This window comes from Vagococcus sp. QWL-13, from assembly GCF_058683555.1.
The window spans coordinates 1,801,887-1,815,118 of record NZ_CM178746.1; the positions used below are offsets into that span (position 1 = coordinate 1,801,887).

At 38.9% G+C, this 13,232-nt stretch carries 13 protein-coding genes; 4 read left to right on the top strand and 9 right to left on the bottom strand.

What is annotated here, in order from left to right; genetic code table 11:
* Positions 1-82 precede the first annotated feature (82 nt).
* Complete coding sequence (gene clpB, locus AC4PHI_RS08345; RefSeq protein WP_492199456.1) at positions 83-2,701, bottom strand: ATP-dependent chaperone ClpB; 2,619 nt, start codon at positions 2,699-2,701, stop codon at positions 83-85.
* A 308-nt stretch (positions 2,702-3,009) separates the two neighbouring features.
* Here clpB and AC4PHI_RS08350 point away from each other — a divergent pair, with 308 nt between their 5' ends.
* Entirely contained in the window at positions 3,010-3,258 is a 249-nt protein-coding gene (locus tag AC4PHI_RS08350) for a hypothetical protein (protein WP_492199457.1), read from the top strand.
* A gap of 86 nt (positions 3,259-3,344) precedes the next feature.
* Positions 3,345-3,713 carry an iron chaperone gene (locus tag AC4PHI_RS08355; RefSeq protein WP_492199458.1) on the top strand — a complete coding sequence of 123 codons (369 nt, stop codon included), beginning with the start codon at positions 3,345-3,347 and terminating at the stop codon, positions 3,711-3,713.
* Between the two features lie 312 nt (positions 3,714-4,025).
* On the opposite strand, the gene AC4PHI_RS08360 is transcribed toward AC4PHI_RS08355, so the two are convergent.
* From AC4PHI_RS08360 to AC4PHI_RS08390, 7 genes are all read right to left on the bottom strand, one after another.
* On the bottom strand, positions 4,026-4,928 hold the full coding sequence (locus tag AC4PHI_RS08360; protein WP_492199459.1) for an ABC transporter substrate-binding protein: 903 nt from the start codon (positions 4,926-4,928) through the stop codon (positions 4,026-4,028).
* Positions 4,929-4,975: 47 nt separating this feature from the next.
* Entirely contained in the window at positions 4,976-5,572 is a 597-nt protein-coding gene (locus tag AC4PHI_RS08365; RefSeq protein ID WP_492199460.1) for an ABC transporter permease, read from the bottom strand.
* Positions 5,569-6,222, bottom strand: coding sequence for an ABC transporter permease (locus tag AC4PHI_RS08370; protein ID WP_492199461.1), 654 nt, complete (start codon positions 6,220-6,222; stop codon positions 5,569-5,571). Before AC4PHI_RS08370 ends, AC4PHI_RS08365 begins: the two co-directional genes overlap by 4 nt.
* Positions 6,215-7,336, bottom strand: coding sequence for a betaine/proline/choline family ABC transporter ATP-binding protein (locus AC4PHI_RS08375; RefSeq protein ID WP_492199462.1), 1,122 nt, complete (start codon positions 7,334-7,336; stop codon positions 6,215-6,217). Before AC4PHI_RS08375 ends, AC4PHI_RS08370 begins: the two co-directional genes overlap by 8 nt.
* Before the next feature lie 613 nt (positions 7,337-7,949).
* Positions 7,950-8,285, bottom strand: coding sequence for a hypothetical protein (locus tag AC4PHI_RS08380; protein ID WP_492199463.1), 336 nt, complete (start codon positions 8,283-8,285; stop codon positions 7,950-7,952).
* Complete coding sequence (locus AC4PHI_RS08385; protein WP_492199464.1) at positions 8,234-9,634, bottom strand: hypothetical protein; 1,401 nt, start codon at positions 9,632-9,634, stop codon at positions 8,234-8,236. Before AC4PHI_RS08385 ends, AC4PHI_RS08380 begins: the two co-directional genes overlap by 52 nt.
* 1 nt (position 9,635) lies before the next feature.
* The gene (locus AC4PHI_RS08390; protein ID WP_492199465.1) at positions 9,636-10,664 is read right to left on the bottom strand and encodes an acyltransferase family protein; all 1,029 of its coding nucleotides are present in this window, start codon (positions 10,662-10,664) and stop codon (positions 9,636-9,638) included.
* Positions 10,665-10,864: 200 nt separating this feature from the next.
* Here AC4PHI_RS08390 and AC4PHI_RS08395 point away from each other — a divergent pair, with 200 nt between their 5' ends.
* Positions 10,865-11,653 carry a helix-turn-helix domain-containing protein gene (locus AC4PHI_RS08395; protein WP_492199466.1) on the top strand — a complete coding sequence of 263 codons (789 nt, stop codon included), beginning with the start codon at positions 10,865-10,867 and terminating at the stop codon, positions 11,651-11,653.
* A gap of 153 nt (positions 11,654-11,806) precedes the next feature.
* On the opposite strand, the gene AC4PHI_RS08400 is transcribed toward AC4PHI_RS08395, so the two are convergent.
* Complete coding sequence (locus AC4PHI_RS08400; protein WP_492199467.1) at positions 11,807-12,460, bottom strand: VanZ family protein; 654 nt, start codon at positions 12,458-12,460, stop codon at positions 11,807-11,809.
* A 467-nt stretch (positions 12,461-12,927) separates the two neighbouring features.
* Between AC4PHI_RS08400 and AC4PHI_RS08405 the strand changes: the two genes are divergently transcribed.
* The gene (locus AC4PHI_RS08405; RefSeq protein WP_492199468.1) at positions 12,928-13,131 is read left to right on the top strand and encodes a hypothetical protein; all 204 of its coding nucleotides are present in this window, start codon (positions 12,928-12,930) and stop codon (positions 13,129-13,131) included.
* The last annotated feature ends 101 nt before the right edge of the window (positions 13,132-13,232 follow it).

Consider the following 13,232-nt stretch of genomic DNA (forward strand, 5'->3'; position numbering starts at 1 on the left):
ATCGAAGGTTTTGAAAAAAAGGCTGCTCAAATGCAGCGTGTTAACTGCAGCTGAGCAACCTAATTAACTGTTATAATGTGAATTAATGTTCAATCTGAAAATCAGTTTCTAAATCTTGAGTGTTGAAACTTAACCGGTCATTTTCTACGGTAATTATTATTTGTTGTTTTGGTTGAACTTTACCTGCTACGATTTCTTTTGCCAACGGCGTTTCCACTTCTTTCGTTAGAAATCGTTTCAGCGGTCTCGCGCCAAATGCCGGTTCATAAGCCCGTTCAGCAATCCATTCCTCGGCTTCATCAGAAATCACCAATTTCATTTCCTGATTTGCTAGTTTTTCCCCTAGTTCATTGGTCATTTTCACAATGATCCGTTTCATATCATTCAGCGTCAACGGTTTAAATAAAATCGTATCGTCAATCCGGTTTAAAAATTCCGGCTTGAACTGGCTGCGCAGCAAGTCTTGCACCTGTCGTTGTGCCTCTTCAGAAATTTCTCCTTCAAGAGTCAAACCATCTAAGAGAATATGTGAACCTAGGTTACTTGTCATGATTAACACAGTATTTTTAAAATCAACGACGCGACCTTTATTATCTGTCAAGCGACCGTCATCCAGCACCTGAAGTAAAATATTGAATACATCCGGATGTGCTTTTTCGATTTCATCTAAAAGAACGATAGTATAAGGGATACGTCGTACTGCTTCCGTCAATTGTCCCCCTTCTTCGTAGCCGATGTAACCCGGAGGGGCACCGACTAAACGGGAGACACTGTGTTTTTCCATGTACTCGCTCATGTCGATCCGCACCATATGATCTTCAGAGTCGAACAAGTTTTCTGCTAACGCTTTGGCTAATTCTGTTTTCCCTACGCCTGTAGGTCCCAAAAATAGAAATGAACCTAAAGGACGGTCAGGATCCTGCAATCCAGCCCGGGAACGAATGACGGCATCAGCCACTGCTTCCACAGCTTCATCTTGTCCAATCACACGTTTGTGAAGTGTTTCGTTCAATCGTAAAATCTTTTCCCGTTCTCCTTCTTCTAAACGGGCAACTGGAATACCGGTCAATCGTTCGACTACCATGGCAATTTCATGTTCCGTGACAGATTCCTGAATGAGACGTTCATTGATTTGAGTGTTTCTGCCTTCTAACTCTTTTAACTCTTTTTCCAGTTGCGGCACTGTCCCATGACGTAATACTGCAGCCTTTTCCAAATCATAATCGCTCTCTGCTTCTTCCAACTGACGACGTGCCGTCTCAAGTTCGCTGCGTTTTTCGCTGATTTTATTGACTTCTTCTTTTTCAGTTTCCCACTTCATTTTCAGCTCATTTGCTTCTTCCCGAAGTTCGGCTAACTCCTCCTGCAAAATAGCTAATCGTTTCTTACTAGCATCATCTGTTTCCTTCTTTAATGCTGCTTCTTCGATTTCCAACTGCATCAACCGTCGGGTCACCTGATCCAGCTCTGTCGGCATAGAATTCATTTCCACACGGATAGAGGCACAAGCTTCGTCTACCAAGTCGATGGCTTTGTCCGGTAAAAAACGGTCGGTAATGTAACGGTTGGACATGGTAGCGGCCGCCACAATAGCATTGTCATTGATGTTTACTCCATGGTGGATTTCAAAGCGTTCCTTTAGCCCCCGCAAAATACTGATGGTGTCTTCGACGGTCGGCTCTTGAACTAAAACTCGTTGGAACCGCCGTTCCAGTGCCTTGTCCTTTTCCATATACTCACGATACTCATCAAGGGTCGTCGCACCGATACAATGGAGTTCGCCCCTAGCTAACATCGGTTTCAGCAAATTGCCGGCATCCATGCTGCCTTCTGTTTTTCCTGCGCCGACGATATTGTGGATCTCGTCGATAAACAAAATAATTTGACCGTCGCTTTTTTTGACTTCTTTCAATACAGCCTTTAGACGTTCTTCAAATTCACCACGATATTTTGCTCCTGCGATCAGTGCCCCCATATCCAAAGAAAAAATAGTTTTATCTTTCAGGTTTTCCGGCACATCCCGTCTGACGATTCGCTGGGCCAAACCTTCGATGATTGCTGTTTTACCTACCCCAGGTTCTCCAATCAGTACCGGATTATTTTTAGTTTTTCGTGATAAAATACGGATGACATTACGGATTTCTTCATCCCTGCCGATAACAGGATCCTGCTTCCCTTCTCGGACCCGTTTAACTAAATCAATCCCGTATTTTTCAAGAGCTTCATACTGCTCCTCCTGATTTTGGGAAGTCACTCGTTCTCCACCCCGCATCTCTTCAATTTGTTTTTTCATTGAATCAAAAGTTATATTTTGTGTCAGTAAAAACTTTGTCAAACGATAGTTTTTTAATTTCATAAGTGCCAATAATAAAATCTCAGTGGATAAATAATCATCATGAAAGTCACTTTGGATTTTCTCGGCTTCTTGAATAAGATAAAACAAATTCTGACTAAACGTTTGACCATACTGAACATTGCCTTCCACCACAGAAAGCTGGTCCAAGGCTTGCTCTATTTCACTTGAAAAGCGATTTAAATCCACGCCGGAATCTTTATAAAAATTATAGGCAAAATTTCCCGGCTGCACTAAAGCTTTCCATAGATGTGAAATATCGATTTCCTGATTTCTTCTCCGCATAGCAATTTGCTGTGCTTCAGCGATGGCCTCTTGAACTGTGGTTGTCATTTTTTCTACTGCCATATTGCTACCTCCTGTTTAATTTTATGTCCGCCGTAAACTGACCTTGACTTTCCATGGTGTTATGAAAAATCATCTAGATGAAAAGTGCTGGTCAATTTTTTGTCAATCGCGGATTAGGACATTAAAATCTCTAGACCACTTTAGTATACTCTTTTGGTCAAATATGGTCAAAACAAACGTACATAATATAATTTTAAGTTTTAACTCAAATGTTGAAGTTACTGCAAAAAAATATTTCTCCCAAACATATCGCTGTTTTGTTTTCCCAGAGCTTGATATAATAGAAAAAATTGAAGGAGTTGATTCACATGAAAAAAACAAATTTTTTGGTTGTTTTTTGGTTGTTATTGGCAATAATTTCATTCATCGTTTTTTTGTTCAATTTCAATAGTTTTTGGCATGCAATTTCTTATCTGATTTTTCCTGATAAAGACGGGTATATGGACGGCCAGCAAATTGCGAGAAACCTTCTGACTACGATTCCTATGCTGTTGATTACATCTGGAGCATTTTATTTTGGATTGAAGCAGGGGCTTAAAGTTTATAAAGAAATTTAAAGAAAAATCACATCGAATCAGAACTGTCGTTGCTGACCCAATCTCTTTTTACTTTAGTATCATTCTTTTTAGGGAGGAGAAATTATATGAATGAGTTTGAAACGATTATCAGCCAGATTGAACATCCAGCACACAGAGAAAAAATTACCGAACTTTTTTCTTGGATTCATCAGTCGTTTCCTGAATTGGTTCCTGTCATCAAATGGAACCAGCCCATGTTTACCGCACATGGCACTTTTATCATCAGCTTTAGTTTCTCCAAAAATCATTTTGCCATCTCTCCAGAAACGGTGACGATTAATCATTTTGCCGCTGAAATCGAAGAAGCAGGCTACGATCATACTCCTAATATTATCAGGATTAAATGGGTGCAAGACATTGACTACACATTGATCAAAAAAATGATTGACTTCAACATTGTTGACAAAGCAGAGCATAAAAAATTTTGGCGTTAATACCAAAAATAAAATTAATTGAGAATATTTCTCAATTACTATTGATTTTCTTACAAAAACAATTTAAGATATAGACATAGACTTTTACACACGCATAAAAAGTCATTTGATTCACTCTTATCCTGACTCTGAACCTCATATCGAAACAGAAATTTTCGCTTCCTTTTCTGCTTCGATGTGACGTTCTTTTTTATTTGTCAACGAGATTGTTTGATTTTTTCTCTTATTTATATTACAAAATCTCCAGAACATCGTTATTTATTCTGGAGATTTATGCTGCTTAACAAGTTGGGGCATTTTCCCCATACAATTTTATAAGAGTCCTTGGTCGGTCAGAAACTTTTTAGCCACTTCTTTTGCTTCTTTTCCTTCCACATCTATTTCATAATCCAATTCTTGCATCTCAGTATCACTGATACGGCCTTCTAAAAGGTCTAACACTTCTTTCAATTCGGGATTTTCTTCAAGCACTTGATCACGGCAAATAGGTGCACCGTGGTAAGGCGGGAAAAGTTCCTTGTCGTCTTCCAAGATAACCATGTCATATTTTTTCAGTAAAGAATCTGTTGCATAAACTACCATAACATCTATTTTTTCTTGTTCGATGGCATCGTACAACAATGACGTGTCCATTTTCAGCGCCTCTTTAAAATTCATCTCGTACAAGGCAATCATCGGGTCAAAACCGTCTGCATCACGTGTATAAAAAATATGATTAGCCCCGAATATCAAGCTCCCGGAAGGTGCTGACAAGTCACTCATACTTTTGATGCCCATCTCTTCGGCTTTGCTCTTCAACATAGCTAATGCAAAAGTATTATTGATACCGATAGGCTGAAACATTGTGATCTCATGGTCGTCTTTCAATTTTTTCACAGTAATATTATAAATTTCATCTGCGCTGATTCCTGTGCTATCAGGCAGTTTCAATATTTCGTTATAAGCAGTCCCTGAATATTCCACATAGATATCTATTTCCCCTTTTTCCATTGCGGGAAAGCAAATGGACGTCCCGCCGAGATTTTGTTTCCTCTCTACTTTAAGTTCTGTTTTTGCTTCGATCAGCTGGGCATACATTTCACTCAAAAGGATATTCTCAGTAAATTGTTTTGAAGCAATCGTCACTTTTCCTTCTTTGCCGCCGCAGCTGCTGAATAAAATGATACTAATCATGGCTATCAGTCCTAAAAACAGTCCTTTTTTAATAGGTTTCATTTTTCTTCCTCCTCAAGGGTAAACCTGACAAAAACAGTCATTTGTCATCAACGACTTAATCGTTTTTCCAACGTTGACAGCAGCACATCAAATAATACTGCCAGCAAAGAAACCGGTATAGCGCCAGATAGCATCATAATCATGTTCCGCGTTTGTATCCCCCGCCAAATCGGCATGCCCAAACCGCTTGCCCCTATCAAAACTCCTGTAGTAGCAATACCTAGAGCAGAAACTAACGCCAAACGAATTCCCGACAAGATGACAGGGAAAGCAAGGGGCAGCTCCACCCGGAAATATATTTGCATTTGCGTCATGCCTATCCCTTTTCCGGCACGAATAGCTCCCTGGTCTACGCCAACGATACCAGTGTAGGTGTTGCGGACAATCGGAAACAGAGAGTATAAGAAAATAGAAAATATGACAGTAGAGTTGTTTAATCCAAAAAGCAGCATGACAAAAGTAAACATGGCAAGTGTAGGTACCGTCTGAATGATATCAACAATTACGAAAACGATTTTTGCGATTTTTTTATGTCCACGCAACAAAGAGCCAGTTGGGATGCCAACGAGACAGCCAGCTAAAATACCAGTGAAAACAATTTGCAAGTGCTCCATGAGAGCAATTCCGATCGCTGAGAAATTCATGTCTTCCCCCCTCTCCTGCCCCGGCTAAACTGAACAGCTTTGTTTTCCGCCGCAGACAGTAAGAAACTTACCAACAAGGCTAATAAGGTAGCAGGCAAAGCGCCGGCAAAAATCATATCGTAGTTGTAAGCTTGCAATCCTGACCAGATCAGGTCGCCTAAACCGCCGGCACCGATAAAGGCGGAAAGAGTTGCCCAGCTGATAATATAAATGCTGGATAAGCGTATGCCAGTGATGATTGCGGGCAAAGCAAGAGGAAGTTGAACATTAATCAGTAATTGGCGGCGGTTCATTCCCATCCCTAATGCTGTTTTGATATATTTCGGATTTATCGAACGGATTCCTGTGTAGGTATTGCGCATTATAGGCAACAGCGAGTATAAAAACAAAACTGCCACGGCCGGAACAAATCCCAGGCCGAGCACAATCATGGCGACCCCTAAAAGCACTAAACTGGGAATGGTGTTGACCACACCAAAAACCCCTAAAATAACTGCTGCAATTTTTTTATTTCTCGTGAGCAAAATACCAGAGGGCAACGCCACCGCCAATCCGAGCAACACAGCCGTCAGACTGATCATGATATGCTCCCCCAATGCTTTCCAAATCATCTCTTTATTGCTGGATAAAAATGAAAAGAAACTAGTCATTTTGTTTCCCTCCCCAAACAACTTGTGCTAGAGACTTGACCATACTTGTTTTGGTAACGACACCCAACACATGGTTTTCTTCGTCTACAACTGCTAAAACGTCTAAATTCAGTTCAGTGATCAGGTCAAAAGCTTCTTTTGCCGGCGCGTCGGGCAGAATAGACGGGAGCTTGTTCAACTGTAAATCTACCACTGAAATCCCCGGCTGCACTTTATTCATGATATCTTCAATACCCAAAGACCCTAGCAAGCGGTCTTCATCGTCTACTACCAGCAATGACGAAACCTGCTCACTTTCCATCAAGGCGATACTTTGGGCGAGACCTGAATTTACATTGACTTTAAAGACTTTACTGCGCATTACGTCCTTGACTCGTTCCACGCTGCTAAGATAAAAGCGGTGTTTCCCCACAAATTCAGCAACAAATTCATTTTTGGGATTTGAAAGCAACTCATCTGGCGATGCCGCCTGCACAATAGTGCCTTTCTTCATCAATACGATGACGTCAGCAATTTTTATCGCTTCATCCATGTCGTGAGTGACAAATACGATTGTCTTATTTAATTTCTTCTGCAATTTTTTGATTTCATCTTGCAGATTGTCCCTAGTAATCGGGTCTAAGGCACCAAAAGGTTCATCCATCAAAATAACTGGGGGCTCCACTGCTAAGGCACGCAAGACACCGATACGTTGCTGCTGTCCTCCTGAAAGGTCTGCCGGATACCTATGTAAATAAGTGGCATCCATCTCTACCATTTTCAGCAATTCAAGCGTGCGTGCCTCACGCTTTTCTTTCGGCCATCCCAAAAGCTTAGGGACGATTTCTATATTTTGTTCAATCGTCATGTGCGGGAACAAGCCAATTTCTTGAATGACGTAGCCGATACCTCTGCGCAATTCCACAGGATCGATCGTTTGTATGTCTACCCCATTGAGATAAATTGTCCCTTCGGTAGGATCTATCAGACGATTGATAAGCTGTAATGTGGTGGTCTTGCCGCATCCGGATGGCCCCACAAGTACCACAAGCTGACCGGCTTCTATTTCCAAATTAAAATTATTTATGACTATGTTATCTCCGTAAGCCATTGCGACATTTTCAAATCGAATCATGGTCTTCCTCCTTTCGCTGCTTGAACTAAACAAATGTCATGTGTACACAAAAAGCCACCGCAAGCGATGGCTAACCAAGTCGATTTTTTCTATGCAAAGTAAATTCTGCCGAAAGTTAAGGATATGAAAATTGTTTCATCAGATTTTCGCTCTCGGCACATCTGCTCTACATCCAATCCTGTCATTTTGGAATGTTCAGCACCCTTAAAAAAACAGGATGAAAAAGAAAGCGTTTTTATTAATATTAAAACAATCAGCCGCTAGACGTTCAATAAACCGTCTATCCCTTATAACAAAATTATAGCAAAAAAGGGCCGTTTTTACTAGCAAGGTCCTGTTTGGCTTTATTTTCGCAAAACACTGAACTTGATGTATAAGGGTACGTAAAATATTCATAAAAAGTTAAAATGTTTTCTTAGTTGGAAACACTTCTGCTTTCCTTCTCTTAACATAATCGTGATACAAATAATGCCGGAAAGTTCGCAGGAATGTTCTCATTTTTGTGAATTTGCAACAAATGCCATAAAAAACTAGCAAAGAAAACATTCCGCAACTAAAAGAAAGACCTAAGTTCTATAGACAAGGTAAGAAAAAATGATAACAGTTTCCTCCTTTATTTCATAAAATTTGAAAAAATCTTTAAGAAACAACCCAGCCAAGAAAAAATCGTTATTAACAACGCTATTTGGAAAACAGCCCCTTCTTCGTAAGAAACTTTCAGCCGATTTTCTCCTTTTTGCTGTGTAACGCTGATTATCCCCAAACTGCTTAGCTTGATTTCTTCTTCCGAAAGCTTTCTCCCGTTTAACTCTAACTTAGTCCCCCTGTATTTAATAATTGGCACAGTAACATTCAAGTTCTTTTCTCCCAGCCACTTTACTATCAGGGGCTTCCCTTTCACTTCTTTGACAACTTGCTGGTTTCTATCAATAATACCTTTTTTATACAATTGGTAATTGTTTTGCTCCTCATGGTAGTAAACCGGAGGTAGTCTGGAGTTGCTTTTTCCACTAGCTGTAATGCTCTTTGTTTATTTTTATCAAAGAAAGATGATTTCACAAGACTGTTGTCAGCTTCGTGAACGAAGACATGTATCCCGGACTGCAAATAATCCTCCTCTGTTTGCCAGAACGAAAGAATCACTATGATTAAAATCAGAGTCTGAAGCAAACTGATGGGCAGCAACCATTTTGTCGCTTTCGCTGCTTTTAATTCTTGCACTAGTCCTTCCTTCAACAAAATACCAAAGTTAACAATCAGCAAAACAGTCGCTGGAATAAAGAAACGGAAAGGAAATTGAACAATTTTAGCAATTCCGACTTCTTTGTCTATTAAAAATTTCCAGGGAATCAAATTGCTGGATAACAGCAAAAAGAAACTTTCTGCGAAAAGCAGTATTTTTGATATCTCTGGCAAGTGCTGTTTTTTCTGCCAAGAACTATAAAACTGAACGAACAGCAAAATCAGCAGTGAACAGGGCATCACCAGCATATAAACACTTTGCCAAGTAATCGTACTTAAATACATTGAGTAATTGATGAATGGGGGCAATATTTTTTGTCCTCGATATAACTCACCGAAACTACTCCAGACATTTAATGTTAAAAGGAAAAATAGCAGTATGGAAAAAAATAATTCTTTTAATAGACGAAATTTTGCTGGTGAGTGAAAAAAAGTATACATGAAAAAAATCAAATAGGTCAACACCAGCAGAACGCTGGAAAAAACATGGGTTTGAAACATCAGTGCCGTCAAAAGTCCTAAGGAAAACCTATTGATTTTCTTTTTTTCAATCATGTCCACAATGGGAAGCAGGCAAACTGGCAGCAAAGCACCGCCCCAAGCCGAAAAGCCTTGACGGAGAATCCAATATTGGACTGAGAAAGTCATCATGAAGAGTAAAGACAAAACACTCTGCCATTTGATGGGTACCCTAACTTTTTTCAATAGATACGCCATGCTGCTGCCTGCCAAAAGATACAAAATAAAGTTTGATAACAGTTGATAGTGAAACCAAGTCGGGCTCAGCAAAAACAACACGCCGTGCAAATAAGACATCATGGGCCCATAGAACGGAAGAACGATCCTAGCTGACTGTTGAAAACCGTAAAGAGAAATAAAATATTGGAAATTTTGTTCCTTGATTTGCATTCCAGCATCATAAACCCTGTTGAAATGAAACAACGCATCGGAACCTACAATCATCTGTCTGCTCAACAGTTGCGGCAAAATAAACAGAAAAGCAGTCAAAATAATTATCGGAAATAAAGAGAGATGCTTCTTGCAAAATGACCTCATTTTATCTCACCTCCAAAGGGTGGCGGTACAACACAGCTTTTAGTTTCCAGAAAGTGATACCCGCAAGACTGGTAATCACATAAGTGGCAAAAAATAAAGACAAGCCGGTGATTTGTTTCCCATTAAAAAAAATAGATGAGATTCCTTTGATTGATTCTAAAAAAGCTGGATGTAATAAAAAGTTTTTTTGGGTTAAAAATCTTATGAAGTGATTTTTGTGAAATTTTGGCTGTTTTGATTGCAAGATAAATGCCAGAAAAAATAAAGAAAATGGAATCAGGCTGAAAAAGAAATTTTTATCATCCCCTTGATTTTGAAACACAAACCAGCCTTCCAGACAAAAAAGTAATAGACTTAAACTCAGTTTCACCGGCAAATTCTTCCTGAAAATTGACCGATGACTATTCTGTGCTAAAATAAATCCTGACCAGATAAATATTGGAGAATAAAACAAACCGTTTCTAGTCGTGAAAAACACTTGGCGATAGGAAAAGTAAAGATTGCCGATTAGTGTGTTTTCCATGTAAGCAGAATAGGTCTCCACTGCTCCGAAACTATAAAGCAGCAGCAATAAGCCAAAGGTCAACAAAATCTTTTTTTGTCTGTCCAGTTGATTGACAAGCCAAAGCCCTGCCAATAATCCCGGAAAATACCAAAGATGGTAACAAGTGCCGATATACAGAAAAGCACCGGCCAAGCCAACCAAAAAATAAATAAAAGGCAAATTTTGCTGGCGTAAAAATGACACAGCGAATGGTAAATAAATAATACTCCAAAGCAAATATTGCTTCAGCAAACGCTGAACATACCTTTCCTGATAATTAGGCGACTGAATCTTTTTTTGGTAAAGAAAGTATCCGGTGGTAATCAGGAAAAAAGGAACAGCTGTCCGACACAGCATGCTTTTCACAATAAAGTGAAGGACATCGTGCTGGAAAAGTCTGCCGCAATGGACAAGAATAATCAAAACCGAAGCAACATATTGTATAATACTGATGAGTGTGTTATTGGATGATTGTGAGTGATTCATAGAAACTCCTTTCTGCTAAATCACATGGTATAAATCATCCGCAGAAAAATAAAGAAACAAAAAATGACTCTAAAAAAAATGGGCGATACAAATGGTGACGAAAGAAATAAATTCTTTTTTTCTCCTGTCACGTTTTGTTGCATCCCCGTCATTACAAGGATTTCAGCACTATGACCAATAGTTGTTAAAAGGAGATATGAATGGATATCGGAAAAATAATCAAGCAAAAAAGAACGGAATTAAAACTAACCCAAGAAGATTTGGCTAAAGAATTATTCGTCTCACGACAACTTATCTCAAAATGGGAAAATGGGAAAAGTTATCCTGATTTGGAACAAGTTGTCAAATTGAGCGAACGTTTCAATCTTTCTTTAGATGAACTTTTAAAAGATGATGAAGACATTGTGAAAGAATTGACCTTTGACACTGCAAAGAAAAAAATATTTAAAACTTTACTGGCTTTGTTGACGATTGCCATCATCAGCTTACTGTCGATCATCGCTTTTATAGTATACGTGGATGGTGCGTTCTTGGAATATGATGACATCACTGTGACTAACATCGAAAAAAGAATCCTTCCTGAAAAAAAAGTTTCCCTCCCTTGGAGTGATGATGTCATTACGTTGCCAGCGGATGTGGAAACGACTATTCACTTCAAAACAGATAAACCTTTCGTTCATTTAAACAAAATCAGCGGATGGAAAAATGTAGCCCGCGATCAAAGCATTCAAGTTATGGTACGAGGAGAGTATAAATTATTGGGAGGGAATAAAGAAAGTCAAATCCTTATCCGGAGTGACAGGGAGAATGTTTTTCATGGATATGAGTCAAACGTTGGAAAAAACATTTATATCATGGATTTAAAAAAAGAAAGAAAAGCCGTTAGAATGATGGAAGATCCACTGGCATTTCCTTCTATTGAAGACATATCGAGACTTTTGATTTCGTGGGAAGACATTGAAAAACTCCCCGAGACGCCATCAAAGTAACTTAAAAAAATATCCGGCAGACCGGTTGCCCACCCATAGTCATGAGAATAATCTCATTCATCTATCGGCGGTATTTTGAACATCAGAGCAATAAATTTATGGTAAAAGAAACATCTCCCGGTCTCTGTTTAGCTACTTCAGGTCCAACGACCGTCAGTTCCCTAAAAAAACCGTCAGAAAACTGACTAAGAGAATCGCTGGAGGCAGATACTTCGTTTTGTCATTGCTTGCTCTCTCAAGGGCACCCTTCTCTTTTAAAAAAAGATTGTTGAAAAATGTAAAGCAATAATAGCCAATCAATGTTCCTAAAAGATTAGTCAAAAGGTCATTGATATCTGTTGCTCGATATAGTGTAAAAATCTGGCTGATTTCAATACTCAAAGAAAACATTGCCCCTAATAAAAAAGTGTTTTTAACGGTTTTAAATGCGGGACTTATGAGCGGCACGAGAAAACCTATGGGTATAAAGGCAAGAATATTTAATAAGAAGCTCAGACTGAACCCCTCTGCAAAAGGCATCAATTCAATTGCTGGATTGACTATCGGTTCCCCCAGCTGCGACATCCGTGACAGACTGCCAACACTTGGAATACCAAAAACATTGGTCAGTGTGATAAGAAGGTAATAATAGAATGCTGTTGAAACGACCACAAATTTTAATTTCCCCTCTTTGACAGATCCGTTTTTAATTACCCAAAAAATCATAACACCAATCACCGCAAATCCTATCAAAGCAGAACTATTTACTTCTAATAAATCTATGATGCTTTCCCACCAGCTAAGTTGAATCGACACCCCATCTTTCATTGTCTAACCTCCATTATTCCTTTTTCTTTATTATATAAACAACCTCATGGAACCACATCCAACGAAAGTCTTGTTTTTTGTCAGATGGTCACAGCTAATCAAGCAAAATGTTGCCTAGGAAATATTGACCGTCCGATAGCATTACTGGAAAGGCGGAAACAGGATACGAATACAATATATTATTCTCTAACCATAAATAAAAAACTGATGAATCTGCGACAACCGTGCAGAAATCATCAGACACTAGTCGTAGGTCCTAATTAGTTCAGCTTTTTTGCAAAATCTGCTATGGAGTCACAGACAAAAAATTACTAGACTTTCTCTAATGAATAGATATGCTGTACTCCCCTTCAACAAAGAACTTTCCGGGAAGAAAATGTTAAAATTTTTCATGTTTGATACAATCATTTCATTTTATTTAAAAAAAGTTATACAATAGAGTTATCAAATCACAGGAGGTTTTCAATATGGATGACACTATTGTTGAGCTGCTAAGGTCAATTGACGAAAGACTTCGTGAGATGAATGAAACCTTAAACTCAATCGAAAACAACACTGACTTGCAAAAAAATAACTCTGCGGATGTACTGGAAACAACACAGGACATTAGGGAAATTCTTGTTAAATGGGAATACAAGGAAGAAAATCCAGATGCAAATGTTTATTTTTAATTGACCGACTCTTACGTTCGCATTCTGCGTAAGAGTTTTTTTGAGTTGCTGAATAGTTTTTATCAGTCCAATATCTAGGTGAAAATAAACTATTTTTCGAT